This window comes from Pseudobutyrivibrio sp. (assembly GCF_015057185.1).
Taxonomy (GTDB): domain Bacteria; phylum Bacillota; class Clostridia; order Lachnospirales; family Lachnospiraceae; genus Pseudobutyrivibrio.
Genome location: NZ_SVEV01000017.1, coordinates 32,773 through 57,814, shown reverse-complemented (window position 1 = coordinate 57,814; position 25,042 = coordinate 32,773). Strand labels below are relative to the sequence as shown.

Annotated in this window: 21 protein-coding genes; 13 read left to right on the top strand and 8 right to left on the bottom strand. The window is 38.7% G+C overall.

Features of this window, described 5'->3' with window-relative positions; genetic code table 11:
* Positions 1-21: 21 nt before the first annotated feature.
* The gene (locus tag E7276_RS08450) at positions 22-1,866 is read left to right on the top strand and encodes a carboxylesterase family protein (RefSeq protein WP_294216258.1); all 1,845 of its coding nucleotides are present in this window, start codon (positions 22-24) and stop codon (positions 1,864-1,866) included.
* Between the two features lie 4 nt (positions 1,867-1,870).
* On the top strand, positions 1,871-3,298 hold the full coding sequence (locus E7276_RS08445; protein ID WP_294216256.1) for a nuclear transport factor 2 family protein: 1,428 nt from the start codon (positions 1,871-1,873) through the stop codon (positions 3,296-3,298).
* A 102-nt stretch (positions 3,299-3,400) separates the two neighbouring features.
* Here E7276_RS08445 and E7276_RS08440 read toward each other — a convergent pair whose 3' ends face one another.
* A complete protein-coding gene (locus E7276_RS08440) occupies positions 3,401-4,966 on the bottom strand; it encodes a xylulokinase (protein WP_294216253.1) in 1,566 nt (521 codons plus the stop codon).
* Positions 4,967-5,136: 170 nt separating this feature from the next.
* Here E7276_RS08440 and E7276_RS08435 point away from each other — a divergent pair, with 170 nt between their 5' ends.
* Together E7276_RS08435 and E7276_RS08430 are read left to right on the top strand one after the other, a co-directional pair.
* Positions 5,137-7,104: an oxidoreductase gene (locus tag E7276_RS08435; protein ID WP_294216250.1), complete on the top strand. Its 1,968-nt coding sequence runs from the start codon at positions 5,137-5,139 to the stop codon at positions 7,102-7,104.
* 9 nt (positions 7,105-7,113) lie between these two features.
* A complete protein-coding gene (locus E7276_RS08430; RefSeq protein WP_294216248.1) occupies positions 7,114-8,349 on the top strand; it encodes an MFS transporter in 1,236 nt (411 codons plus the stop codon).
* On the opposite strand, the gene E7276_RS08425 is transcribed toward E7276_RS08430, so the two are convergent.
* Positions 8,315-9,034: a phosphatase PAP2 family protein gene (locus tag E7276_RS08425; protein WP_294216246.1), complete on the bottom strand. Its 720-nt coding sequence runs from the start codon at positions 9,032-9,034 to the stop codon at positions 8,315-8,317. The genes E7276_RS08430 and E7276_RS08425 overlap by 35 nt on opposite strands.
* 302 nt (positions 9,035-9,336) lie before the next feature.
* Between E7276_RS08425 and E7276_RS08420 the strand changes: the two genes are divergently transcribed.
* The 5 genes from E7276_RS08420 (at position 9,337) to E7276_RS08400 (ending at position 14,610) form a co-directional block, all read left to right on the top strand.
* Entirely contained in the window at positions 9,337-10,485 is a 1,149-nt protein-coding gene (locus E7276_RS08420) for an iron-containing alcohol dehydrogenase family protein (protein ID WP_294216244.1), read from the top strand.
* A gap of 22 nt (positions 10,486-10,507) precedes the next feature.
* Positions 10,508-11,167: a class II aldolase/adducin family protein gene (locus E7276_RS08415; protein WP_294216241.1), complete on the top strand. Its 660-nt coding sequence runs from the start codon at positions 10,508-10,510 to the stop codon at positions 11,165-11,167.
* A gap of 127 nt (positions 11,168-11,294) precedes the next feature.
* Positions 11,295-12,341 carry an NAD(P)-dependent oxidoreductase gene (locus E7276_RS08410; RefSeq protein ID WP_294216237.1) on the top strand — a complete coding sequence of 349 codons (1,047 nt, stop codon included), beginning with the start codon at positions 11,295-11,297 and terminating at the stop codon, positions 12,339-12,341.
* Position 12,342: 1 nt separating this feature from the next.
* A complete protein-coding gene (locus E7276_RS08405) occupies positions 12,343-13,173 on the top strand; it encodes a ThuA domain-containing protein (RefSeq protein WP_294216235.1) in 831 nt (276 codons plus the stop codon).
* A 141-nt stretch (positions 13,174-13,314) separates the two neighbouring features.
* Complete coding sequence (locus E7276_RS08400) at positions 13,315-14,610, top strand: MFS transporter (protein WP_294216233.1); 1,296 nt, start codon at positions 13,315-13,317, stop codon at positions 14,608-14,610.
* A 56-nt stretch (positions 14,611-14,666) separates the two neighbouring features.
* Here the strand turns inward: E7276_RS08400 and E7276_RS08395 are convergent, their stop codons facing one another.
* A complete protein-coding gene (locus E7276_RS08395; RefSeq protein WP_294216230.1) occupies positions 14,667-16,208 on the bottom strand; it encodes a DUF5597 domain-containing protein in 1,542 nt (513 codons plus the stop codon).
* A 121-nt stretch (positions 16,209-16,329) separates the two neighbouring features.
* Complete coding sequence (locus tag E7276_RS08390) at positions 16,330-17,154, bottom strand: AraC family transcriptional regulator (protein WP_294216227.1); 825 nt, start codon at positions 17,152-17,154, stop codon at positions 16,330-16,332.
* Between the two features lie 138 nt (positions 17,155-17,292).
* On the opposite strand from E7276_RS08390, the gene E7276_RS08385 reads away from it, so the two are divergent.
* Together E7276_RS08385 and E7276_RS08380 are read left to right on the top strand one after the other, a co-directional pair.
* Positions 17,293-18,915: a glycoside hydrolase family 43 protein gene (locus E7276_RS08385; protein ID WP_294216224.1), complete on the top strand. Its 1,623-nt coding sequence runs from the start codon at positions 17,293-17,295 to the stop codon at positions 18,913-18,915.
* Positions 18,916-18,985: 70 nt separating this feature from the next.
* Positions 18,986-20,854 carry a hypothetical protein gene (locus E7276_RS08380; RefSeq protein WP_294216221.1) on the top strand — a complete coding sequence of 623 codons (1,869 nt, stop codon included), beginning with the start codon at positions 18,986-18,988 and terminating at the stop codon, positions 20,852-20,854.
* A 56-nt stretch (positions 20,855-20,910) separates the two neighbouring features.
* Here the strand turns inward: E7276_RS08380 and E7276_RS08375 are convergent, their stop codons facing one another.
* Both E7276_RS08375 and E7276_RS08370 read right to left on the bottom strand, forming a co-directional pair.
* A complete protein-coding gene (locus E7276_RS08375; protein WP_294216218.1) occupies positions 20,911-21,315 on the bottom strand; it encodes an HI0074 family nucleotidyltransferase substrate-binding subunit in 405 nt (134 codons plus the stop codon).
* Complete coding sequence (locus tag E7276_RS08370; RefSeq protein WP_294216215.1) at positions 21,296-21,586, bottom strand: nucleotidyltransferase family protein; 291 nt, start codon at positions 21,584-21,586, stop codon at positions 21,296-21,298. Before E7276_RS08370 ends, E7276_RS08375 begins: the two co-directional genes overlap by 20 nt.
* Before the next feature lie 436 nt (positions 21,587-22,022).
* Here E7276_RS08370 and E7276_RS08365 point away from each other — a divergent pair, with 436 nt between their 5' ends.
* Together E7276_RS08365 and E7276_RS08360 are read left to right on the top strand one after the other, a co-directional pair.
* Complete coding sequence (locus E7276_RS08365; RefSeq protein WP_294216212.1) at positions 22,023-23,189, top strand: MFS transporter; 1,167 nt, start codon at positions 22,023-22,025, stop codon at positions 23,187-23,189.
* Between the two features lie 166 nt (positions 23,190-23,355).
* Positions 23,356-24,267 (top strand): restriction endonuclease subunit M, encoded by a 912-nt coding sequence (locus E7276_RS08360; protein WP_294216210.1) that lies wholly within the window; start codon positions 23,356-23,358, stop codon positions 24,265-24,267.
* Positions 24,268-24,405: 138 nt separating this feature from the next.
* Here the strand turns inward: E7276_RS08360 and E7276_RS08355 are convergent, their stop codons facing one another.
* Together E7276_RS08355 and E7276_RS08350 are read right to left on the bottom strand one after the other, a co-directional pair.
* Complete coding sequence (locus tag E7276_RS08355) at positions 24,406-24,501, bottom strand: putative holin-like toxin (RefSeq protein WP_294216207.1); 96 nt, start codon at positions 24,499-24,501, stop codon at positions 24,406-24,408.
* Between the two features lie 228 nt (positions 24,502-24,729).
* On the bottom strand, positions 24,730-24,972 hold the full coding sequence (locus E7276_RS08350) for a helix-turn-helix domain-containing protein (protein WP_294216205.1): 243 nt from the start codon (positions 24,970-24,972) through the stop codon (positions 24,730-24,732).
* Between the last annotated feature and the right edge of the window lie 70 nt (positions 24,973-25,042).

Below are 25,042 nucleotides of genomic sequence, written 5' to 3'. Positions count from 1 at the left end.
AATAAAAAAGTGAAACAATCTATGTCCAGTGAATATACAACAGAAATTTTAACTAAAGAAAATGGAAATACTATCAGTTCAAGAGAAGACTATTTTGTGCTGTATATAGTCCGAGGCAGTGTTTCTATCACCTTACAGGGGCAGCTACATAGATGTGAAAAAGGGGATTTTTTCTTTTTAAATCCATCAGAATCGGCAAGGCTTCACTGGCAGAAGGAAAGCGTAATCCTAAATCTAAAAATTGATTCAGGAATCCTTCATGCCCAAAGTGGAAAGCAAAATATTTTTCTTTCTCTTGAAGGAAAATCTCCTGAACACAATAGACAGGCTCATACAGCTGATTTAATCAAGACCTTTTGGGCTGTTAGGGCAGATGGTAATTCCAGAGATGGTTTTGGTGAAATGGGGGCGTATTATACGCTGATGGATGACTTGCTAAAGCATTATGTTGTAAAAAATCCGATTTCTAAAGACTCTTTAGATGATTATGGAACAAAAATGCTTCGCTACATCCATATGAATTATAGAAAGCACATTTCCCTGGATGAAGTAGCAGGTAGTCTTTTTATTTCGACACCTACAGCATCTCGTGTCTTCTATGATGCTACAGGTGTAAAGTTTGGAGATTATGTCAGGACACTGCGACTTAATAAGGCAAAAGAGTTACTAGAAACAACAGGGGATTCTATTACTGAAATAGCTTTGAATGTGGGCTTTGGCAGCCCATCTGCCATGAACAAGCTGTTCCTTAAATATATAGGAACAACTCCATCAGAATATCGAAATGAAAATTCGATAAAGACAGATAAAAGTCAGACTGAAAATGATGGAATGACTGATTTGGTCGAAGCTTTGAGATGGATAAGGGAAAATGGAAAACGTTTTGGTGGAAATCCAGATAATGTAACTCTATTTGGACAGTCTGGAGGGGGAGACAAAATTATCAGTCTGATGCAAATCCCAGCAGCAGAAGGTCTGTTTCATAGGGCGATTATTCAAAGTGGTGTTCTTCCAATAGATAATACGTTAGATGTGGATTTAAAAAACGGAAATAAAGTTTTAGCCAAACTTATGATGGAAAAGCTTGGAGGAGATATAAATTCTCTCATTCAAGCTGATTATCATGATTTGGTGAAAGTGTATTTAGAATCGAAAAAAGAATGCAGAATCAAAGGGATTCCTTGTACTGGAAATAGACCAATTCCAAATGATTATTACATAGGGGATCCAAGAATAAAAGGATTCTCCAGCTTTGCAAAGGAGATTCCAGTTTTATGTGGAACTACTTATGCAGAGATTTCATTTGGAGAAGAAATACCAGATAAGAATGAATTGTTAGATAATAAAGTACAGCAATTGCTTGAGGAGAAGTTTTCAAAGGAAGGACTAGAACAAATCCTTCCAATATACAAGCGGTTGTGGCCTGAGAGAAAGTCAATTGATTTACTATATTTAGACAGCATGATTAGGGGAGAAGCATTGAGCTTTATGAATGCTTTTTCAAGGGAAGCCAAGTGTGAATGTTATTCTTATATTTTTGCGCCAGTATTTCCATACAACGGAGGAAAGAATGCATGGCATTGTTCAGAGATTCCTTTCATTTTCCATAATACTGACAAGGTGCCGGTTTGTAATTTTAAAGGTGCTAAGGATTTGGAAAATAGTATGGCAGAAATATGGATGAATTTTGCTCGACATGGAAAGCCAGACGGGGATGGCTTTGATAGTTGGCCTCCATATGAGGGCAGCAAAGGCTGTACGATTATTATGTCTAATTCAAGAATGAGACTTATGGACTCGGATACAGAGCTGCAAGAGCTTATTAGAAAGTATGGCAAAAAGCCAGAATTTATGATTGAGGACTAATTCTATGGATTACATACAACTTGAAAATGAGATGGCTCGTTATCTACATTTAGCCCACAAGAGTAGCCTTAGAGAATACAATAATACTGACGTTTTTGAATTTTCAATGTGGGCATCACCTACCTACTGGATAAAAGAGAATGAAGGTGGAATGTCTTGTGATACATTCACTTGGCAAATAGTCCGTAGTAGAGCAGGTGATTCAGTCGCAAGAGTCATCATAAAAAAGTTAGAGGGGAGATTTATTGAAAATTCCAAAGGAATCTCCATGATAGATGTCTCATGGATGACTATTCAGGAGATGGAGCCAGAGTTTTATCAGGGAGAGATAAATATTAAAAGTTGTTATCCGAGTATTCCAATTCGTAAATACGGTAATTCTGAAGAGATTCTAGCAATTAGAAATCTTCAGAATAAATTTTTTGAACATAGACTACATGGGGTAGATATTCTCTTTTCTATTTCGGATGGGGCAACTTTGAATATTGAAAATGTTACTGATGGAACCGTTCATGGTAGAGATGCCATTAGACAAGAGGTAAATAGAATAATTAATAGTGAACGGTTAAATAATCATTGCTACAAATTTTTGGGAATAAGTGGAGCGCCTATTATTGAAATAAATGAAGATGGTAATTCAGCAAGGGGAATATTTACTGTTCAAATGTACCGAATTGATGCGGAGGATAAAAATAAATCAAATTGGACGCTCCACAGACAATTGTGTGTCTTGGAATCTACTTACATTAAAGAGAATGGTGCATGGAAAATTTTTACAATGACAATTTCTTCAATTGTTGAATTGCCAATCAACCAATATCGAAACGACCTGAGATATGATAAATGCGGTCAGAGTGATGAGCCATGGTCTGTTGATCAAGTGGATGATAGTCGAATTAACATAAAGACTGCCATGGAAATTGAAAATATAATAAATGGTTGGGTATATGGATGTAGACGAGGGGAGTTACCAGAGTATGTATCTCGCTATTTTGACCATCAGGGAAATGTGAGAATGCTGATCAGAAGTTTTGGTAATAAGACTCCAGTTTTAGAAAACATAGAAGCTATTCGTGAGAAAACTAATGGAATGACAGCATTATATAAGAATAGATTTTATACATTTCATGCGCCCACAACACCTGTAATAGCTTTCGATAATGATGAGAATCATGTCGTAGGCACTTGGTTTGATTGTGGCACCACTAACTTGGGAGAAAAGCAAAATTCGCCAGGGCAGGTTGACTATATGATATTTGTAAACAAATACGTTCATCGATTTGTAAAAATAGAGGGAAAATGGTATATAGAAGATTTCTATGCAGAGCCAATGATAGCCATGCCAGACTGGCATCTTAATATGCTTACAAGTTCAGGCTATGTTTCTATTCCAAATACCGACGCTTATCCTGATAAATTCAACCTTGCTTAGATATTGAATTGTATATAGATAAAACATTTGGCGGAGATTTCTCCGCCATTTTACTTATAAAATATCTCTGGGGTGTCAAAGGGCACTGTGGGTAGTACAGGCTTATGAGCAGAGTGAGGTAACGGTGCTTTGGAGTCCCTTCAAATCGGCATCTAAGTGCTTGTACATTTCCACGTAGTAAGGGTAGAGCTTGTCGTAGGCAGCTTCCCATTCTGGGATAGGCTCTACGACTTCTTTGATTTTGACCATTTTGGTTACGGCTTCTGATAGGTCTGGGTAGATGCCTACGGCGTGTCCGGCGAGAAGGATGTCGCCGAAAGGTACGTCTCCAGAGATGTCGTCTAGTACGTAGACCGGCATGTGGAGCATGGATGCCTTTATTTTGTTCCAGGTCATTGATTTTGAGCCGCCTCCGGTGATGCGAAGGTTTTCGGCTACGCCGCCAGCGTCCTTGATGGCATCCATAACGTGGCGAAGGGCGAATGCAGTGCCTTCGAATATTGAGCGGATGATGTGGGCTCTGTCGGTTGTGAGGTTTAGTCCTATAAACATGCCTCTGGCATGAGAGTTCCAAATTGGTGCACGCTCACCGCCAGCCATGTATGGAAAGAAGTATAGTCCATCTGAGCCAGGGTTTATGGTAAGGGCTACCTTGTTCATGTAGTCGTAAATGTTTTTGCCGGCTTCAATGGAGCTGGCAATATCGGCTTCACCCATTTGTTCAACGTACCACCTGAGGGCGGCACCGGTGGTTCCGATAGGGCCGTCATAGACGAATGGCATAGTTTCCAGACCCACAGGGCGTGTGACCACAGGAACGTCGCTGGCGCTAGCCCTTGGTGCACTGGCAAATATTAAAGATGAGGTGCCGGCACTTTCACCAGCATCCCCTAGCTTTGAAAGTCCGATGGCATACATAGAGGCCATGGCATCAGAGCAGCCTGCCACTACAGGTGTGCCTTCTGCTAATCCAGTTTGTTCAGCGGCAGCCTTTGTAACTGTTCCGATAATGTCAGTGCATTTCTTTACTGGTGGCATTAATGAGTCTAGGTCTACGCCAATGGCATCACCAATTTCCTTGGACCATTTAAGGGTGCTTAAATTCATTAGCTGAGTGCGGGATGCAGTGTCTATGTCTATTGTAAGTTCACCTGTGAGCTTGTAGTTCAGGTAGCTGTTGGCCTGCATGATTGTGGCTGTTCTTTCGAATTCATCTGGAAGATTTCGCTTGAACCAAAGGAATTTGCCTGGTAAAAAGGCAACGCTTGGCTGTCCACCTACAATGTTTACAAATTTTTCAAAGCCTAATTTTTCTGTTATTTCATCAGTTTCTGCTACGGCACGACCATCAGCGTATATGATAGCGTTGTGTACAGGTACGCCATTTTCATCAAGTGGTAAAAATGTTGGGCACTGAGAGCTGATGGATATTCCTTTTATTTTAGAGACAACCTCGTCCCCAGCGAGCGCTGTCATGTACTTTAGGATAGAAATGGTACTGTTCCACCATCTCTCGGGATCCTGTTCAATCATATTTTGCCCAGGAAATATTTTTCCAAGACTTCTTGAAGCTGTTGCAATTAGCTTACCTTCACCATTCATTATGTTTCCCTTGACATTAGTTGTGCCTAGGTCTATGCCAAGTAGATAGCTTTCTTTCAAATCCATTATTAACCTCCCAAATAGATTTTTCCTAAATTTTTTCTGATAACATTGTCTCACCTTTTATAGCCTAAAAAAATGGAGCGGATTTCCGTTAGTAAGCGGAAATAAAAAAATTGCGGCGCTAATGGCATCTCGGTAAAGTTGATGTAGAAAATTTGTTAGGAGGCAGTTTTATGTCAGATAGATTCCCAGGCAAGGATTTATATCCAAACCTATTTAAACCAATTAGAATAGGAAATATTAGATTAAAAAACAGAATAATCGCAGCACCAACAAGTCCAAGCATGATTACAACAGAGGGATTGTTTACGCCTGAGATGGCAGCTTACTTAGAGGAGAAAGCTCTTGGTGGCTGCGCAGTTGTTACTTATGGTGAGGCTATTCCTCATAGCAAAACAGGAAAGAGCCATAATAAGCAGCTTCAGTTGGATGCATTTGGTGTCAGACAGGGGTTAACAGAATCAACTCGTATGATTCACAATGCAGGAGGACTTGCAAATATTCAGCTTTCACATGGTGGAATGTATGGTGGTCTTACATCAGTAGGCGGCGATATCGGCAAGGATGAAAAGGCATATGGACCTAGTGAGATGGAAATGCCAGCAGGTCATGTTTATGAGATGCCAAAGGAATTAATATATGAAATAGTTGAAGCCTATGGTAAAGCAGCAGCTCTTTGCAAGGACGTTGGATATGATATGGTTCAGGTTCACGCTGCTCATGGTTGGTTGTTCAACCAGTTTATGTCGCCACTTTTCAACCATAGAACTGATGAGTTTGGTGGTTCATTAGAAAATAGAGTGCGCTTCTTGTCACTTGCTCTTGATGCTGTTAGAAAAAAAGTTGGTCCTACAGTGGCAATTGAGCTTCGTATGAACGGTGATGATTTCCAGGAAGGTGGACTTACACTTTCAGATTATGTGGAAATTGCAAAGATGGTTGAGGATAAGGTTGATATGTTCAACATCTCATGTGGAAATCATGAGGATCCTGCAATGTTCTGTAGAACTCATCCAAATTCATTTTTCCCAAGAGGTGTGAATGTTTATCTTGCGGCTGAGATTAAAAAGCATGTTAACAAGCCAGTAGCCTGTGTAGGTTCTCTTAATGATCCAGCTCAGATGGAAGAGATTATTGCTAGTGGTCAGGCTGATATGGTTGAAATTGGTCGTGCTCTTGTGGCAGATCCATATCTTCCAAAGAAAGCATTAGAGGGTAGAGCAGATGATATTAGCCCATGCTTGAGATGCTATGAATGCTTTGGAGCAACAGGTCAGCTTGAGATGATTAAATGTACTGTTAACCCATGCCAGGGTCAGCAGCTTGAGGAAAAGCATGGTTATCCAGAGCCGGAATTCAAGAAAAAGATTCTCGTTGCTGGTGGTGGCCCAGCTGGTATGGAAGCTGCAATCACAGCAGCAAAGCGCGGTCATGATGTAACTCTTGTAGAAAAGGAAGGACGTTTAGGTGGAAATCTTCATCCAGCAGGTTCTGCTTTCTTCAAGGAGGATATTAAGAAGCTTTGCAGCGTACTTGAGCGCAGAGTAGAAAAAGCTGGTGTAAAGGTTGTCCTTAACACAGAGGTTACTCCTGAGTATGTAAAGGAATTCGCTCCAGATGCACTTTTTGTAGCAATTGGTTCTAATGAGCTTCGTCCACCAATCAAGGGTATTGATGGTGATAATGTTGTTATGGCAATCGAAGCAGAGCTTCATCCAGAAAAGCTTGGCAAGAAGGTTGCAATCATGGGTGGTGGACTCGTAGGTGCCGAGGCAGCTTGCTCATTTAAAGCAGAAGGCCATGAAGTTTCTATTATCGAAATGAAGCCTGATGTGGCAATGGAGGTTAACTCATTCTACAGAGGCGGTCTCATGCCACATGTAAAAGAGAGTGCAACTTTATACGTAAATACGAAGGTAACTGAAATAACAGATAAGGGCGTTATGGTTGAAAATGAGAAGGGAAGCTTCTTGGTTGAGGCTGATAGCGTAGTATGTGCTCTTGGTTTTAGACCTAAGTCTGCTCAGGTGGATGAACTTTGTGATTTGGTTGATGAATATTATATAATTGGCGATTGTAATAAAGTCGCAATGATTTACCAGGCAATGGATGCTGGATATCACGCAGCTAGAAGGGTCTAAATTAGCAACATGAGTAATAATAAATATAGTTTTAGTAAGAAACATTGGGGAGTAATATTCCTTTGCTATCTGTTGTTTTTAATTGCAACAGCAGTAACAACTGATTCTGAGAATGTTATTCTTCCAAAACTGTCAGCTCAAAATAATTGGGATTACAGTCTTGTGCTTACACTGGCAACAGTTGCCGGTGTAAGTACTGTTATAGGAAATATTATCCTTGGAAAGTTATGTGAGAAATTCGGTGGAAAGTTCTCTATTATATTCGGGTTACTCTCCGCAGCAGTTTTTGCATATATCTACGGAACCTCTAAGAGTCTTGGAGTATTTGTCATCGGTCTTATAGGTACTATAAGCTGTGGTCAGTCCATCTCATTTTTTGGTGCTAATTCTGTAGTGGCAAACTGGTTTCCAAAGAAAAAGGGCCTTGCAATGGGACTCATTACCATTGGACCACCGACCTCAACTATTATCATGGTTTCTGTTTTGAACCATATAATCAATAAAAATGGAGTTAATGGTGGAATATATACTATTTGCGCAGCATTAATTCTTATGGCAGTAGTTTGTGCATTTGCCGTAAAGAATACTCCTGAGGAGGTTGGCTGCACCCCTGATAATTTGCCGGTGGCCGAGTATGAAAAGATAGAAGAGGGTGAAGCAACAGCAACACTTTCAACCAAAGAGTTATTAAGGAAAAAGGATTTCTGGGCAATTCTATTGATTGTTGGAATCTGTAATATGTGTCTGACAGGTCTTATGGCTCAATGGCTTGTAAGATATACAAGTAGTGGTTTTTCAGAAACAAAAGCAGCTATGCTTATGTCTATTTGTGCCGTAGTTGGAATATTCGGTAGTGTTGTTGCCGGATATCTAGAGAATAAATTGGGCACAAAAAAAGGATACTCACTGCTAGCAACTATTTTTGCAACAGCGTTTATCCTTAATTTTACAAATGTTTTGCCTCTTATGTATTTATCAGTTCCAATGTTTGGATTGTGTATTACATTGTTCCAAATTTACATGCCAGCGTTTGAAATCACTGTATTTGGACGAGATAATTTCAAAAAAGTAAACAGTTTAATATTCCCAGTGGCATGTATGTGTGGACAAGCAGCCTTTTTAGTAATAGCTTTGTGTATAAAGCTATTTGGTGAAGTCAGATCAGCCTATATGGTATTTGCTCTGCTACTGATTCTAACAGTAATGCTTGCTATGACTCTGAAGGCTGAGACGGAGATGGAATAGGACTGAATATATTATTGATAGCGGTTATCATTTTCTTGTAAAAGTTAATGAAGCCGCTTTTTTGTACGAACCAATAAGCAAATTCAGCAAGGAATATTCCAGCAAATACATCAACTACAACATGCTGCTTTGTAGTAAGTGTAGAGATGCAAATTGACAATGCTATGATAACTGAAACAGCCTGATACCAAGATGGTATGTTTTTCTGCTTGCGAATGGCAATAACACAGAACCAGCTAGTAAGGCAGTGGATAGATGGGAAAAGGTTGTTTGCTGGATCATTACGATATAACCATAGCATTCCTTTGCTCCAAATATCTGTATCTGTAATAATTGGTCGAATATTAGTTGTAGGTAGTAAAACGAAAAATGCTAAACAAACTAACTTCGCAAAAAAATCTGCACACCAGAAGCGCATGGTTTCTTCATCATCCTGAAAACATCCAAGAATGTAATTAACAATCCAAAACAAGTAGCATCCCAAATAAATAGCCACAGTCCAAGGAATGAATGGTGTATTTGTATCAAATTCTAGTGTCATATCGTGATGCTGGAAATATTTAGTGAAAACTCGAGTGCCAAAGTATGTAAGCATGTTGGTGCTTAGAGAAAGAACTGCAAGAGTAAGAACTGGAACGTGATTCTTGCGCTTACAGTTAGATATCAAATTCTTAAGATAATTCATAACAACTCCTATACAAAAATAGAATACATTGAATTTGTATTAGTAATCATATGGACATATTACATAAATAGCCCATAAAAAACTTCCAAAGCTAATATTAACAGATTGCCAATTGCATTAATAGTAGAAAAAGACACAATAAATAGGCTCTAAAAGTGTGTAAAAATTATGAATTTTACACGTTAAAGATTAACCTTTGCCGCATACTAGCGGAAATATCCAAATTGATAGTGCCGCTTATAAAAGTTAATGTTGATACAGAACAAAGCTTTGCAGAAGAGAAGGGAATTGGAGGAAGAATAATGTCATACAATTTTTTTGTACATACAGATTTAACATTCGGTAAAGACGCTATTGAAGCTTTGCCTGAAATAATCGAAGCTGAAGGCATCAAGAAAGTACTTGTTATCTATGATGCTGGTGTAAAGGCAGCTGGAATTGCTCAAAAGGTTTTACAGGAAATGAATAAGGTAAAAGGCCTTACAGTTTCTGTATTCGACGGTGTAGAGCCTAATCCATCAAATGGACTTATTGAAAAAATTTACGGAATAGCAAAGGCAGAAGAGGTTCAAGGATTTGTTGCTATCGGCGGCGGTTCATCAATTGATTCTGCAAAGGCAGTAAATGTTCTTATGACAAATGAGGGACCAATTGGTCAGTACGGCGGAATCGGATTGGTAAAGGAAAATGTTTTACCACTTATCGCAATTCCAACAACTGCTGGTACTTCAAGCGAAATAACAAACGTTACAGCTCTTACAGATACCGAGGCTGTATGCAAATACGTAGTTATTGACAACAAGATTACACCAACACATGTAATTGCTGATCCAGAATTTACACGCACAATGCCAAAGTCAGTAACAGCTGCAACTGGTATGGATGCAATCACACATGCAGTTGAGTCATATATTTCAAATATGTCCAACCCACTTACAAAGTACAACTCAATAGAAGGACTTAAGATTTTCCACAAGTATCTTCAGAGAGCTGTAGAAAATGGTGAGGACATGGAAGCTAGAGAGCAGATGATGCTTGGATGTATCATCACAGGCTTTGGTTTTTCAAATGCAAACCTTGGATTTGTTCATGGCATTGCACATACACTTAGTGCTCATTTCGGATTGCCACATGGCATGGCAAATGCATGCGTGCTTCCATACGTAATTGCTTTTAACGCACCAAGCTGTAAAAAGGAAATGATAGAGCTTGCTCAAGCAATCGATTTGCCACTTACAGGAAATGAAGATGAAGATATTTTGGCACTTTCAAAGGAGCTTCTTAATATGACAAAGGCTCTTGGAATTAAGACTCTTTCAGAGCAGGGAATCAAAGAAAGTGACTTTGATATGTTGGCTGAGGATGTGTTGAAGGAGCCAGTATTAGGCTTTAACCCACGTCAGGGAATCACAAAAGAAGACATCATTAATATTTTGAAACAAGCATTTTAATTGTATTAGGGAGGATATAAAAATGAATTACGAAAAAACAAGACAGACAGTATTAGAGGCAATCCTTGAGGCAGTAGACAAGGGCCTTATCAACGGAACATCAGGAAACATCTGCATGAGAACACCAGAGGATCCAACAATTTGCTGCATCACACCATCTGGTATTTCATATTCAGGAATGACTGCAGAAGACATCGCAGTTGTAAAAATGCATGAGGATGGAAAGAACGAGTGGATCGAAGGAAACTTCAAGCCATCATCAGAACTTCCAATGCACTCAGAGGTGCTTAGACGTCGTCCAGAAATCAATGCAACTGTTCACACACACAGCATGAATGCAACAATCTGTGCAATGGGTGAGAATCCAGAACTTCGTCCAATCACACCACCACAGTGTGAGTTTACACCAGTTAAAATCGTAGGCTTCACAATGCCTGGCTCAAATGAAGTTGCTGACAAGGTTGCTACAACACTTGGCGACAAAGGACTTGTATGCCTCATTAAGAACCACGGTATGTTCACTTGTGGAGAAAACATGAAGCAGGCAATGCATGCAACAATTTACACAGAAGAAATGGCACAGACAACAGTTATCGCAAAGACTCTCGGCACATACGAGCCAATGCCTCGCGAAGCCGAAGAGGCAATGCAGGCACTCATCGCAGCAGATAAGGCTGTTTAAAACGCAAGTAGGGGGGACCCACGGAGTGGGGAGAACCTGCTTGCCACAGCACAGCCCATTGCCGAAGGCAATCATAAATGGCTGTGCTTTCCCGTGGGGCTTAGAAAAATGGAGGTTAAAAAATAAGATGAAAAAATTAGCATTATGTACTTCGCTTCCAGAAGCGGAGCTTGAGAAAATAAAGAAAGAGTGCGAGGTTACCATCTGCGGCGAGCTCAAGCACGGTAAAGGTAATGTTACAGAGGAAATGACTCGCGAAGAGTGTATGGGAGCAGAGATTGTAGTACTTGGTGATGAGGTTGCCGGCACAGATACAATTAACGCTTGGATTGAGTCAGGAATGAAGTTTATTGGTGTTGCAAAGGGCACTCCAGTAACAGTTGATAATGAGGCTCTTAAGGCAGCTGGTATCCAGCTTACATACACACCAGGTAGAAATGCAGTGGCAGTTGCTGAGTACTGCATGGGTATGATGATTGCATCAACTCGTTTCATGACAAGAGCCGTTGCAGGACTTCTTATGGGTGAGCACCTTGGTGCACCAGTAGATGATATATATGATGTTCCTGATGTAAAAAATGTAATCTGGGGACCACTTGATGAGAATCATCCTTATACAGATTACGGCATTGGTTTTGAGCTTTATGGAAAGAAGCTTGGTCTTGCAGGATATGGCGCAATTGGCCGTGAGGTAGCAAAACGTGCTATGGCATTTGGTATGGAAATCTTAGCCTATGACCCATATCTTGATGCAGCAAAGATTGAGGAGACAGGAGCAAGGGCTGTTGATTTGGATACTATGCTTGCAGAGTCAGACATCGTCAGTATTCACCTTCCAGTTGTTCCATCAACACGCGGCATTGTAAATAAGGATTGGTTCTCAAAGATGAAGCCTACAGCATTTGTTATCAATACAGCTCGTGCAGCAGTTATTGATCAAAGAGATTTCGTAGAGGCACTTGAGAACAAAACAATTGCAGGTGCAGCAGTTGATGTATATTGGCAGGAGCCAGTTCCAGCAAATCATCCACTTCTCAAGATGAAGAATGTGCTTTGCTCACCACACTTTGCAGGTCTTACAACAGATGTTGACGGCTGGTCAGGACGCAAGATGGCAGAAAACGTCAACGCATACCTGGCAGGTGAGAAGTTGCCTTACGTTTGGAGTAAATAATATGGATAAACTAAATATTTTATTTGTTACAGGCCTTGTGACTGCGGAGCACCAGGGTCGAGCTATTGCCCAGAGGTTGAGAGAACTTCTAGAGGCTACAGGCAGATTTGAGGTAGTTATTACTGAGGAATTGCGTAATATCACCCCTGCATACTTGGAGCCATATGATGCACTATTTATAAACTATGATGGTAAGAAGTGGCCTACAGAACATGCAAGGAGATTTGGAGAGCAGACAGAAGCTGCAATTTATGATTTCGTTGCCAAGGGCAAGGGCATTGTTTTCTACCATTCATCTATTTGGGTAGATCCAGATTGGCCAGATGAGTGGAGAAAGCTCCTTGGTGGATATTGTGCAATGGACAAGGGCTGTAGACGCTGCCCAAAGGATGATCATTTCGTTGAGGTTACTGATAAGAATAGCCCGATTACCAAGGACATTGATGAAAAATGGATGAATGTTTTTGATGATTTATTTACACAGGTTATTGTTCATCCTGAAGCAAAAATGCATGTACTTTGCTCCATCTATGATGATGTGGAAAACTATAGAATTCCTGGTTGGCCACCAAAGCATCATCCGGTAGATATTCCAGATGGAAAATTAGAGAACATGCCGGGAGTAAATGAGTATACACCAGTTATTTGGACCAATGAGTATGGTAAGGGGAGGGTTTTTGTTACTTCAATTGGTCACTGGGAAGCATTAGATAGATTTAACTTCATCACCATGCTTGTTCGAGGAACAGAGTGGGCCGCTTCTGGTCAGGTTACACTTGAAAGACCAAATAGAAGCGGAGATAATCGCCTGAAATTGTTTCCTTATTATTAAAAGAAGACGGGAAATGCAGACTGGAGGGTCACACTTTAGTGGGAGTTGCCCATCTGCCACAGCGGGTCCATTGCCGAAGGCAATTTGCATGGACACCGCTTTCCTGTTTTAAATATAGCATATTAAAGGAGAGGGTATTTTATGAAGGAGAAAAAAGGATTTGGAAAAGGATGGCTGTTGATTATCTATGGGTTCTTAGCATATTTCACAGCCACAGCAGTAGGTAGTGCAATGAATGCAGCAGCAGGCACATTAGCGGAGTTAAGAGGCTGGGAGGCAGCACTCTTAACAAGCTTTATTTCCCTTGGAAGTTTAGCAAATATAGTTGCATGCTTTGTACTTGGTAAACTTGCTGCAAAACGATCTGCAAAGACACTTAGTGTAATCTGTTTCATAATCTATGGGCTTGTAATGGTCGGCTTAGGCGTAACTACAAATCTTGCAGTGTTTGCAGTTTGTCTGATTTTAGCAAACGGAATTTCTTGTGGTATAGGTTATCAGTTAGGACCTGTAATGTTTTCAAAATGGTTCCCTAAGAGAAAAGGAATTGTTATGGGAATCGTTACAATGGGAATTCCTCTTTGCGCAGGTGTTGCAACAATGATTTATCAGAAAGGCTATAGCGCAATGGGTTCTCTTGGCGGATTTTTACCATTTATTGGTATTGCAGCTGTTGCCCTTGTAATTCTTTTGTTATTCATCAAAGAAAATCCAGCAGATTGTGGATATATTCCTGATAATGGAGTTGCTGTAGAGGACAAAGAAGAAACTGGAGTTAACACTGAGAGCATTTGGACAACCTCAAAGCTGTTAAAAACTCCACAGGTTTGGATACATAGTATTGCACTTGGATTACAATTACTTTTCGCATCAGGTTTGATGGTTCAGTTGTTCCCACGATTACTTGAAATTGGCTTCACCCCAGATACAGCCGGACTAATGATGTTAGCTTCAGGACTTCTTGCACTTCCTGGTTCTTACATCTGTGGTGTTATTGATTCAAAAATTGGTGCTCGTAAAGCAGCCTGCACATCATATGTATTTGGCATGATTGCAATGGCAGCAAATCTTACAGGTACAACAGCAGGTGTATGGATTTCACTTGTTTGTATTGGTATGGTAGTTGGTGGTGCAGCAAACTGGCCAGCATCTCTTTGTGTTGAAGAATTTGGCGATAGTTTTGCAAATGGATATGGAATTATTCAACCAATGATTCAATGCGTTGGCGCTGTAGGACCTGCATTCTTTGCATTATTCTATGGACTTACAGGTAGCTATAGAATTCCATATGTATGTGGTGGTATTCTTATGCTTGTTGGTTTACTTATTTATCTATTTGCATGCAAACCAGGTTTTGTAAAAGCAGAGGAAGCAAAATATGAAACTGAGGGGATTACCTCAGCTGCAAAGAAAAAAGTGAAGACAGAGATTGCTTAAAAAATAACCTATTGAGTAAAAAACGGATGGCATCAGGGATGTCATCCGTTTTTGTTTTAGTATTTAAATAACTCAAGCATAAATACTGCTGGCATAGCACCGAAGCGGAGAGCCATTTTTTCATCGCCATTCAATAGCTTGTCAGAGACAAACTGACCATTTTCAATGTGACCAGCCTGAAGACTAACAATTTCAGCTGTTTTGTTTTCACCAGCCTTTACATTAAAGCTTACAGAGCACTCTAAACCGATTAATAAGAACTTGTTATCGCTAAGCTCAAATACTGAGAAGCTTCCAAGCGGCTTACCAGATGTTCTTGGTGAGTAACCGATTTTAAAGTCATATTCCTTGCAACGAGCGAGACAACCATAGTCATATTCGCCGTGACGTACATAGGACTGAAGCTTGTCTGTACCACGATACTGTAAATATAATGGCTCCAGCTCGTCTAACAGCTTATAGGTAGCGGCAAGTGCTTCCTTGCTACCACGAGTATCAAATGCCGATGGATCAATGTTAAGGGCAATCATAACCTCCATTGGTGGTTTGTCCACTAGTTCAGGATTAAGAGCTAACTCCTCAATTCCAAATGGAGAGAAGCAAAGTGCATTATGATGAAGTGTAGCATAAAGAGCATATGACGAAGCAACTGCATCCTTTCTGATTTCAGGAATGAATAAAGCATTGTCCTCGTAAGCATATTCATCCATAACATCGGCACAGAATGGAACGTAAACATCAGGAGCTAAAGCGAAAAGTGATGGTGCCATAGCCTTCCAAATTTTGTGGACGCTTCTGTTAGGGCCACCTGATGGATAAGTGCCAGCAATCCATGGATATTGCTTGAGCCATGCGTTGGCATAGCATGGAAGATTGTATTCCTTCTGACCAGCTTCTGTGATTTCCTCAACAGCCTTTGCAAAATGATATGCCATAAAGAATTCCTCGGCATCATCCTTAAATGCTTCCTTCCATGTGCTACTTACATCATAGAGTTTTCCGATTTCTTCAGGAACCTTTGACTCAAAAAGCTCATTTGCCTTTGCAGAATAATCTCTTGGAGTTCCAAGTAAGCCGATTTCGTTTTCTACCTGCATACCAATGACGGTGCACTGGTCCTCATCAATGGATTTAATATGAGCCATGATGGTAGAAAAAGCCTTTTTGTCAGCTTCAACAGCTTCCTTGCAGAGTGGAGAAACAGTATTGATTCTGTCTCCATTTACTTTTTCAGCTCTGAAATATTTTTTAGAATCTGTTTTAATCCATGCTGGAACATACATAGACTCAGCGTTTTTCCAAAGACCAAACCAAAGGAAAACAAGCTTTAATCCTTCTTTGCGAGCCTGATTTATTATTCCGTCTACTAAAGCAAAATCAAATTTTCCTTCCTCTTTTTCAATGCACTCCCAATAAATTGGCACTATAAGCGAGTTAAGATTTAACTGGCGAACCTGTGGCCAAATTTCTTTTTCCATAACTTCAAGTGTACATGCGCTGGAATTATGAATCTCTCCAGAACGCATGAAAAATGGCTTACCATCAACAAATAATGTGGTTATGCCTTTTTCATCTTTTTTTACTATAGATTTACACATATAAAAACCTCCGTTAGTTGATAACTCTATTGTAGAGTTTAACTGGAGGTTTATAAATATTATTTATATAAGTACACTATAACAATATTAAGGAATTGAACGAAAATTGTACTTATAATAATTACATGATATGTTTCAGCCTATATTGCTGTGGTGTCATTTTAAATCTACTGTGAAAAAGCTTGCCAAAGTAGCTAGGACTTCTAAAACCGCAGGAAATAGCTACCTCATTTATTGGAGCAGAAGGGTCCTCGATTAAAGTAAGGGAAGCATGTAGCAAACGAATGTTATTAATATAGTTTACGATTGTTAATCCGGTGTGCTTTTTGAAAACACTACACAGGTATTCTGGTGTGCGGGAGGATATTTCCGCCAGCTTTAAAAGCGCTATATCCTCTGAGTAATTTGATTCGATATATTCGATTACCTGAGTGATGGTAGGATTTCCGTAGTCTGCAGCGTTAGATTTAATCTGAGTTAGTTCGTTGGACAAATCAGTAAGCAGACAATATAGCTCTTGGGACAGCTCTAGCTTGGTGCGCTGTTTTTTTTCTTTTGCAAGCTCATTTAATCGGTGAACATGAGCATTGAAAAATCCATTACTTTTAAGTAGGTATGCGCCGGATGATTCTATTTTGAGACTGCGTAAAAGAGTTGGTACTATTATTCCAGTGAAGCCTACAATATTAACTATCCATTCATCGCTGGTGCTGTGATATTCATGGGGAGTATCCTTTTGAATAACGAAGCATTGACCTTTATCAATAACGTATTTACGATTATTAACCACCAATTCGCCACGTCCATTTTTACAATATAGCACCTGATACATAGGCACACCATGGGGACGATATACTGGCTCTTGATTATGGTCAAGTCCCAATAATACAACCATCAAAGGAAGTCTGTTGTATTCATTTTTCTTGTATTGAATCGAATTAAGCATTAATTATTCCCTCTATAAATTGTTAAAAATAGGTAGACGATTTATTAATATAATTATATGAATATTATATTACTAATATTGTTGATAGTGAATCCTGTTTTTATACTTAATTAAGGAAACAATTTAGGGAGGTTTTTTATGAGCTATAAACTTACTAATCCGATAATTTCAGGATATTATCCTGATCCATCTATTATTCGAGTTGAAGATGATTTTTATTTGGCATGCTCCAGCTTTGAAATGAGTCCAGGTCTTCCAATTTTCCATAGCAAGGACTTGGCAAACTGGGAGCAGATAGCTAATGCTATTGGACCAGAAAATGGTCTTCATATGGAAAAAAATAGTGGTGTTGGTGGACTTATGGCACCAACAATTCGTTATCACAAGGGAACATATTATATTATTAATACTAATTTTGCTGACAAGGGTAATTACATTATCACAGCAAAGGACCCAGCTGGCCCTTGGTCTGAGCCTCATTGGCTTGATGATGTTCCAGGTATTGATGCATCTATTTTCTTTGATGATGACGACAAATGCTACATCATGGGCACAGGCGATTGCTGGGATAATGGTGCTGGCCAGATGGAAAGAGGTATCTGGGTAGCAGAATTTGATATCGAAAACTATAAATTAAAGGGCGAGCCTTTCACTATTTTCAATAGTGCCCTTAGAGGTGCAGGTTCTCCAGAGGCTCCACATCTTTATCATATTGGAGATTACTATTATTTGATTATTGCCGAGGGCGGTACAGAGCACTACCACTCAGTTGCAGTAGCTCGTTCAAAGGAGCTTTTCAGCTTTTTCGAAGGCAATCCTGCAAACCCAGTTTTGACACACAGACATATGGGATTTAAAGCTCCTATTATCAATGTTGGTCATGCAGATATTGTGCAGCTCAAGGATGGCAGCTGGTATGCAGTATTTTTAGCATCAAGACTTATTGATGGACAGTGCAAAAACCTTGGTCGTGAGACATTTATTTGTCCAGTGATTTGGGAGCGTGACTGGCCGCTTTTTTCACCAGAAACAGGCAAGGTAGAATGGAGCTATGATGGTCCAGAGTCTCTTCAGGAAACAGTATTTCCTAAGACACCTGAAAAGGAAGATTTTGATAGCGATAAGCTTCCTCTTGATTATATATTCTGGGGAGCACCAGCAGAGGGAATGTGCTCTATTCATGATTCAAAATTATCACTTAAGTGCATTCGACAAAAGCTTGAGGATGATATTAGACCAGAAAGCTTTGAGGTAAATCTTTCTGATGATAATTACGTTGCATTTGTAGGTCGCAGACAGTGTCAGATTGACACAAAGGCAACATGCAAAATGAGCTTTGTTCCAAAGGCAGGTGAAGTGGCAGGTCTTGCACTTGTTCAGGCTATGAATCACCAGCTTCACATTGAAAGAGCTCTTGTAGATGGCAAGCAGGTTTTACAGGCAATCCTTGTGACAGCAGATTACGATTTGCCACCATATATTCCAGGCTTTACAAGTACTACAAACAGACAGGTAGTAGGTACTGTAGAGTGGGATAATCAGGATATTGTACTTGGGCTTGATATCAAGGGTGAGGATTTCACGGTCCTTTACGGTACTGATGAGAATTCCTTGAAGGAGCTTTGCAAGGTTGATGGACACATTATTAACCCTGAAAAGGTAGGCTGCATGACAGGAACTTTAATTGGAATGTTTGCAACAGGAAACGGTCAGGATGTTGACAACTGTGCAGAGTTTGATTGGTTCATGTTACAACAATAGACAACATCATATTGATTTATGAGTATAAAAGGCATAGTATCAAAATGTAGGTATTCGAAAGGAGATATACATGAAAAAGAAGATACTATGTCTTTTGCTTTTTAGCATAAGCAGTTTTGCATTAATTGGCTGTGGGAAAGATAGTGCTGACGAACCTGATGAGAAAGCTACCGAAAGTTCAGAGGAGTATCAGGAAGTAGATGGATATTTACCTAAACATGAATATGAAAACGAATATTTGATTTCAACTGACAGTGAAGATGAGGTGCTATTTTCTGTTGACGAGGATGGCAATAAAGTAAACGAATACAAATACGCTGATATCACATCAGCTATGTCAGGCGCAGGCTATAAGGACGAGTACCCTTATATTATGGGTGTTGATGATGGGCTTATTTATGCCGAAATAGTTGATTATAGTGGGAATGAGACAAAAAGAACTCTTGTAGCTATTGATACAGCATCAGGAAGTGTTACGACAGTATTGGATGCTCCAAATGGTGTAGATTTGTCATCTGTGGATTTTTACAATGGAGAAATCTATGTTGATGGGATTAACTCAGATAAAAATATATTCTATGAGTGGGGATACACTAAGTCTGAGGATGGTACATATGAGAAGGATTCTAAAGCCACAATAAAGATAGAGGACTATTATGCAACTAAGAATGCCAATGGTTGCTATTTTAGCGTTGCTCGTGGATTAGATGAAATGGGATTTATCCTGGTAGAATCTTTTTATGAGGTAGGTGAAAAATTTGCAATCTATACTGGAAATGGAAATATTAAGGAGATTGACTCACTTGCCGACAGGACCATTGGGATCATAGGGTACAGCAGTGATTACCTTGTGTATTATGAGTATACATATAACGATGATGATGGCGACTCAAGAACAGACTATTATCAAATGGATTTTAAAACAAATGAGTCTATAGTTATTGATGAACCTGATTTGACTAATTATGTAGGTGTAAAAAATAACGATTTTTACTATATAAAAACCCAATCTGTTGATTACGATGTAAATACCTATGAACTATATAGCTATGATTTAGATAACTGTGTATCAAGCCTTGTGCAATCATTTGATAGTACACCTGGTACCGGTATTAATTATGGCTTTTATTATATATCAGGTGGAAATCTCTATTTTAAGAATTTAGATGGGGAAGCCATAAAGTGGTATCTTATCGATGATTCAAAAACAGCTGTGGATATAGATGCAACAGTAAAAACTGTCAATGCATACAAGTATGGGTATGTAAGCTACGGTACTGCAGAGGAGGTTTGTCCAAATTGCAGCACTCCACTTTACAAGGTTTATGAGGAATACTTTATTTTAGATGATTCATATTCTGACTATGCTTATTTAATTAATGGCACACTAGAAACCATTAAGGAAAATGCATTAGGGTCTTCAGGTGAGGTAGATACCTCTGGAGATAATTGTGAATGGCATTTGGAATATCCAGATCAATATTGTGAGACTAACGAGACTTATGTAGATGATGTAAATATTCTTAATGACAGATTCTTGCTTGTTAATATGTCAGGCTACTGGTATGGCGGCGGTGCCCATGGATATCCTGGCAGAGATCAATATGTTTTCGATCTAACTACAGGTGAGCAGTTGAGATTTTCGGATTTCTACAAGGGCACAGAGGAAGAATTTAAGACTCTTGTTGCAGAAAAGGTAAAGGCTGATTATATCTCCTATGAGGATGATGATTACCCACCATATTTTGCATCCTCTCAAAACGAATTATATCAGCAGGTGTATGATGAGATTACATTGGACACAAATAATATCCAGTTTAATGAGGATTCAGTGATTGTGTACTTCTATCCATATGATTTGGCATCCTATGCAGATGGCTTTATGGAATATGAATTTACCTACCAGGAGCTATTTGGAACCGATACTCTCACTAGATAAAATAATTTAATTACAATTAAAAGCAAAAGGGACAGCTCTCAGCTGTCCCGCTTTTATTATGCTTTATAATATTTTTCAATTCCACGAACCATAGTTTCGAATAAAATATAGTAATCACCAATGATGTTGTCATAATATCTAAGTGCTACCTGACCATCATAATCATGGGCTAAGGTATTACGTACTTTCAACATATCCATCCATTTATCGTCGTCAATTAATCCGACAGAAAAAGCTGCTTTTAAACATTCTCTAGGAGAACCGGAAGCAAAATCGGTCATTCCAAATTCTTGAGTAACAAGTTCTTTTAAAACTTTCCATGATAAGTCAAAAGTTAGGTTGAAATTCTGTACAGTAGCAGGTAGTACAAAAGGAGCATCTATGTCGGCCCCTCTAGAGAGTTGCAGATTAGCTAAGCTTTTGCATAGACTTTGGTATCTATTAAAATATTTGTTTTCCATATTTGTCCATATCCTCTCTGAGTAAATCACTACAAACTTCATCGTAGTTAAAAATGTCTATTCTGCGTAGGGTGGGGATTTCATCAATTTCTTCAATGAATGAATTGAAGTCTTCGCATCCACGTATAATAAAGTCAATATCGCTACGTTCAGAAGCATTCCCGTAAGCAAAAGAGCCAAATAAATCCAATCGCTTTACATTATACTTTCGAGCGATAGCTGTGACTCTATCAATTATTTCTGATATTGGCATAGTTTTGTGTTGAATCATTACAAATCCCTCCACAAGTATTATAGCATAAAATAGAATTTAGATAAGCGTAAGCTGTACCGTACTTTTTATATTTACACATTTTCAACATACAAGTTTTATACACTTTAGTATGTAACTGTAGAATAGGGGGGTATAAGAATGATCACTATTATTCAACAAGTAATTGCAGGGTTAATCACTACGGGAATTTTGGGAGTTCTCTATATGAGAATGATAAAAAGGGAAAAAAGTGGGTAAGACAATTGATTTCAATAAGATAAGAGAAGAATGGTAATATATTGTGCTTATAATTATTGCAGAAGGTGAACTGAAAAAATGTCAGTTCACCTTCTTTTTGCAAAAATTTATCATAATCTTGAAAACAGTTGTTTTATTCAAACGCCAATATTTACTAGAATTGTAGTATGTAATAAATTGATAAGAGGTGGTTTTTATGTCTAAAACAAAAATCAAAGTAGGTGTACTGTCTATTTGTGCAGTTGCACTTTCATATATGGCACTTTCTCCAGTTTTGGCAGACATAGGTCGTGAATTCAGCGGTGTCAGTGAAACAATGGTGCAAATGATAATTACTTTGCCTAATCTATTGTTTATTGTAAGTTCTCCAATTAGTGGATACATAATGGGATATGTAAACAAAAAGACAATCGCATTGGCATCACTTTGTTGTTATTTGGTAGGTGGATTGTTTCCATTTTTCTTTAATTCTAATATATGGCAATTACTTGTTGGCAGCGCAATTATTGGACTTGGCTCTGGTTTTATGATGCCACTAATTAATGGCTTCATTGTCCAGTATTTTGAAAAAGAAGAACAGGCATCTCTTATGGGATTAAATGCTACCTGCACAGCTCTTGGGGCTCTTTCATTTATTTTTATGGGTGGACAGCTGGCTAGATTTGGTTGGAGATATACATACTTAGTATTTACCTTAGTAGTTGTAATTATTGTTATGGTTGCCATCTGTATGCCAAAGGGCGAGCCTCAGAAACACGCTGCCTCTGAGATAACTGACTCAAAACAATCAAGTCAGTTTGAGATGAATCCTTACATTTTAGGAATTTTCATCATTGGAATCATTTATTTTGCAATTCAAAATGCATTTAATACAAACTCCTCAGCATATGTTGCAGATGTTCTTGGCAAGGGTGCATCTGTAGCAAGCCTTGTAACTATGGTTAACACCTTAGGTGGAATTGTGGGTGGTGCCATGTTTAGGGGAATCGTGATGAAGACTAGAAATCATATCGAGACAGTTACCTTAGCAATTGTTGGAATAGGATTTATAATTCCATTTTTGATTCACCATTTTGTAGCTATAATAATAGGTAGTCTATTCGTAGGCTATGGCTTTGCCTTGTTTAATGCAGCAGGTACATATCTGTTGGCTCAGAATACTAGACCTGAGACTAACGCATTTACGGTATCTGTTTATCTTGCGCTTATTAATCTTGGTGGTGCCTTTTCGCCAATCTTGGTTAACTTCTGCGCTGGGATAATTGGTGATGGGGTCGCAGTTAAATTTATTTTTGCAGGTATAGTAATTGAGGCTGTGGCGGTATATTCATTGTTTTTGAATTTGAGGAAAAGAGGTTTTTAAATAATAACTAGAGTTTTGATGTGTTAAAAAAGTTCTAAGCCCTTAGGTTTGGGACTTTTTTGTTATAAGAATTTGATGTATAGTGGAAATTAATGACATTTACTAAATGTCATTAATTTTATATTTAAAATGACATTCACTAAATGTCAATGAGAAGGATGGCTATATGTCAAATTTAATAAATTTAAGAGAAGAACCTATTAGAGGTTTGTTAAAAAAGTTATTACAAGATATGACAACAGGGAAGAACATTATATTTGCTACCGACATATATACTGGAAATTCAAAGGATGAAATAACTGAGGAGTATGTGCTGTCTAGTAGGGCAGCATATGATATTTGTCCGAGGGTCGAAAAGAATAGAGAAGTGCAGAATGATAGAACAAGAGCGAAAGCTGAAGTGTTTACGCCATCGTGGATATGCAACAAGATGAATAATCATTGTGATGCTGAATGGTTTGGACGAGAAAATATATTTAATGTAGAGGATGAACAGAGTTGGAATCCTATTTACAAAAAAATTCTTTTTCCAGATAACAAAACGTGGCAAGATTATGTTTTGTCTAAAAGACTGGAAATTACTTGCGGAGAAGCTCCGTATATAGTTTCAAGATATGATGCTGCTACAGGAGAAATTATTCCTATTGAAAAGAGAATAGGAATTCTGGATAGAAAGCTTAGGATAATCAATGAAAATACTGATTCAGAAAAAGAATGGCTTAAATGGATTTACCAGGCGTATCAAAGTGTTTATGGATATGAGTTTCAAGGAGATAATTTACTCATAGCTAGGGTAAACTTGTTATATACTTTTGTGGATTATCTTCAGGATAGATGGGAAAGAAAACCGACTGCTTCAGAATTAAATAAGATTGTTAAAATTATCGTGTGGAATTTTTGGCAGATGGATGGAATAACAGGAACAGTTCCATTTGGCAAGCCTCAAGAGGAGTTTCATCAAATGACATTTTGGGATTTTGAACAGGGAATAAACGATACCGAACCTGAACAATTAGACTGTAAGATTTATGATTGGACAAAAGGGGAAGAAGTATCTTATAGAAGTATAAGGGGATAATCAAGATCAATTTGACAAATAATAGTGTAGGGCTTAATATTTATATAAATAAATGAGCACTCGCCCACAAGGTGGGTTAGCGCCCTAGATAGTACGATAGCCTATTCGGACTCGCCAAAGTACAAGGATAGGCTATTTTTATTTTCGCTTATTATTCCTATCGATGTAGGTAAGCAATGCAAGCAGGAATGTCCCTGCAAAGAATAACAAAGAAAGAACTTCATAAGTATCCATTGCACCACCTCCCGTTTAGTTTGAGTGTTGTGTAATACATGCAATACAAGTAACTAACTAGGGAGATTAACCGCACCTTGAAACACGAGTGCTCAATCAATACTATACAGGAAATAGGTAAAATAAACTATTGATATATCGAACAAATATTCGGAAATAGATACTTTTGACTTGTGGAATATGCTGATTTAAAGGCGCCGCTCAGATTTTGAGTGGTGCCTTTTGTAATTACTCTTCTAATAAATCTGCAACAGAACAGTCTAATGCTTTTGCTATAGTTTTTAGTTCTGTATCGATGACAAATCTTTTTCCGCATTCTATACGCTGAATGGCATTCTTATCAATTTCAAGACCGAGCAGTTGGAGTTTCTCCGCAAACTGCCTTTGAGATAGGTCTTTTTCTTTGCGGCGGATTTTGACATTTGGACCGCAGATATTACATTTTCCAGATTGAGTTTTGTTAATAAACATATGACCTCCTGTGACATTCTATGATTGTCACAGCTTTGATTTTGAGGTATATTTTAAGAAGATTAACATT

What these genes read in the sequence shown, in the direction of transcription:
- E7276_RS08355 (WP_294216207.1), bottom strand. Translation starts at nt 24,501, where the DNA reads ATGGATACTTATGAAGTTCTTTCTTTGTTATTCTTTGCAGGGACATTC.
- E7276_RS08350 (WP_294216205.1), bottom strand. Translation starts at nt 24,972, where the DNA reads ATGTTTATTAACAAAACTCAATCTGGAAAATGTAATATCTGCGGTCCA.
- E7276_RS08445 (WP_294216256.1), top strand. Translation starts at nt 1,871, where the DNA reads ATGGATTACATACAACTTGAAAATGAGATGGCTCGTTATCTACATTTA.
- E7276_RS08390 (WP_294216227.1), bottom strand. Translation starts at nt 17,154, where the DNA reads ATGCTTAATTCGATTCAATACAAGAAAAATGAATACAACAGACTTCCT.
- E7276_RS08370 (WP_294216215.1), bottom strand. Translation starts at nt 21,586, where the DNA reads ATGATTCAACACAAAACTATGCCAATATCAGAAATAATTGATAGAGTC.
- E7276_RS08360 (WP_294216210.1), top strand. Translation starts at nt 23,356, where the DNA reads ATGTCAAATTTAATAAATTTAAGAGAAGAACCTATTAGAGGTTTGTTA.
- E7276_RS08420 (WP_294216244.1), top strand. Translation starts at nt 9,337, where the DNA reads ATGTCATACAATTTTTTTGTACATACAGATTTAACATTCGGTAAAGAC.
- E7276_RS08440 (WP_294216253.1), bottom strand. Translation starts at nt 4,966, where the DNA reads ATGGATTTGAAAGAAAGCTATCTACTTGGCATAGACCTAGGCACAACT.
- E7276_RS08385 (WP_294216224.1), top strand. Translation starts at nt 17,293, where the DNA reads ATGAGCTATAAACTTACTAATCCGATAATTTCAGGATATTATCCTGAT.
- E7276_RS08380 (WP_294216221.1), top strand. Translation starts at nt 18,986, where the DNA reads ATGAAAAAGAAGATACTATGTCTTTTGCTTTTTAGCATAAGCAGTTTT.
- E7276_RS08375 (WP_294216218.1), bottom strand. Translation starts at nt 21,315, where the DNA reads ATGGAAAACAAATATTTTAATAGATACCAAAGTCTATGCAAAAGCTTA.
- E7276_RS08415 (WP_294216241.1), top strand. Translation starts at nt 10,508, where the DNA reads ATGAATTACGAAAAAACAAGACAGACAGTATTAGAGGCAATCCTTGAG.
- E7276_RS08435 (WP_294216250.1), top strand. Translation starts at nt 5,137, where the DNA reads ATGTCAGATAGATTCCCAGGCAAGGATTTATATCCAAACCTATTTAAA.
- E7276_RS08425 (WP_294216246.1), bottom strand. Translation starts at nt 9,034, where the DNA reads ATGAATTATCTTAAGAATTTGATATCTAACTGTAAGCGCAAGAATCAC.
- E7276_RS08365 (WP_294216212.1), top strand. Translation starts at nt 22,023, where the DNA reads ATGTCTAAAACAAAAATCAAAGTAGGTGTACTGTCTATTTGTGCAGTT.
- E7276_RS08410 (WP_294216237.1), top strand. Translation starts at nt 11,295, where the DNA reads ATGAAAAAATTAGCATTATGTACTTCGCTTCCAGAAGCGGAGCTTGAG.
- E7276_RS08430 (WP_294216248.1), top strand. Translation starts at nt 7,114, where the DNA reads ATGAGTAATAATAAATATAGTTTTAGTAAGAAACATTGGGGAGTAATA.
- E7276_RS08395 (WP_294216230.1), bottom strand. Translation starts at nt 16,208, where the DNA reads ATGTGTAAATCTATAGTAAAAAAAGATGAAAAAGGCATAACCACATTA.
- E7276_RS08400 (WP_294216233.1), top strand. Translation starts at nt 13,315, where the DNA reads ATGAAGGAGAAAAAAGGATTTGGAAAAGGATGGCTGTTGATTATCTAT.
- E7276_RS08405 (WP_294216235.1), top strand. Translation starts at nt 12,343, where the DNA reads ATGGATAAACTAAATATTTTATTTGTTACAGGCCTTGTGACTGCGGAG.
- E7276_RS08450 (WP_294216258.1), top strand. Translation starts at nt 22, where the DNA reads ATGTCCAGTGAATATACAACAGAAATTTTAACTAAAGAAAATGGAAAT.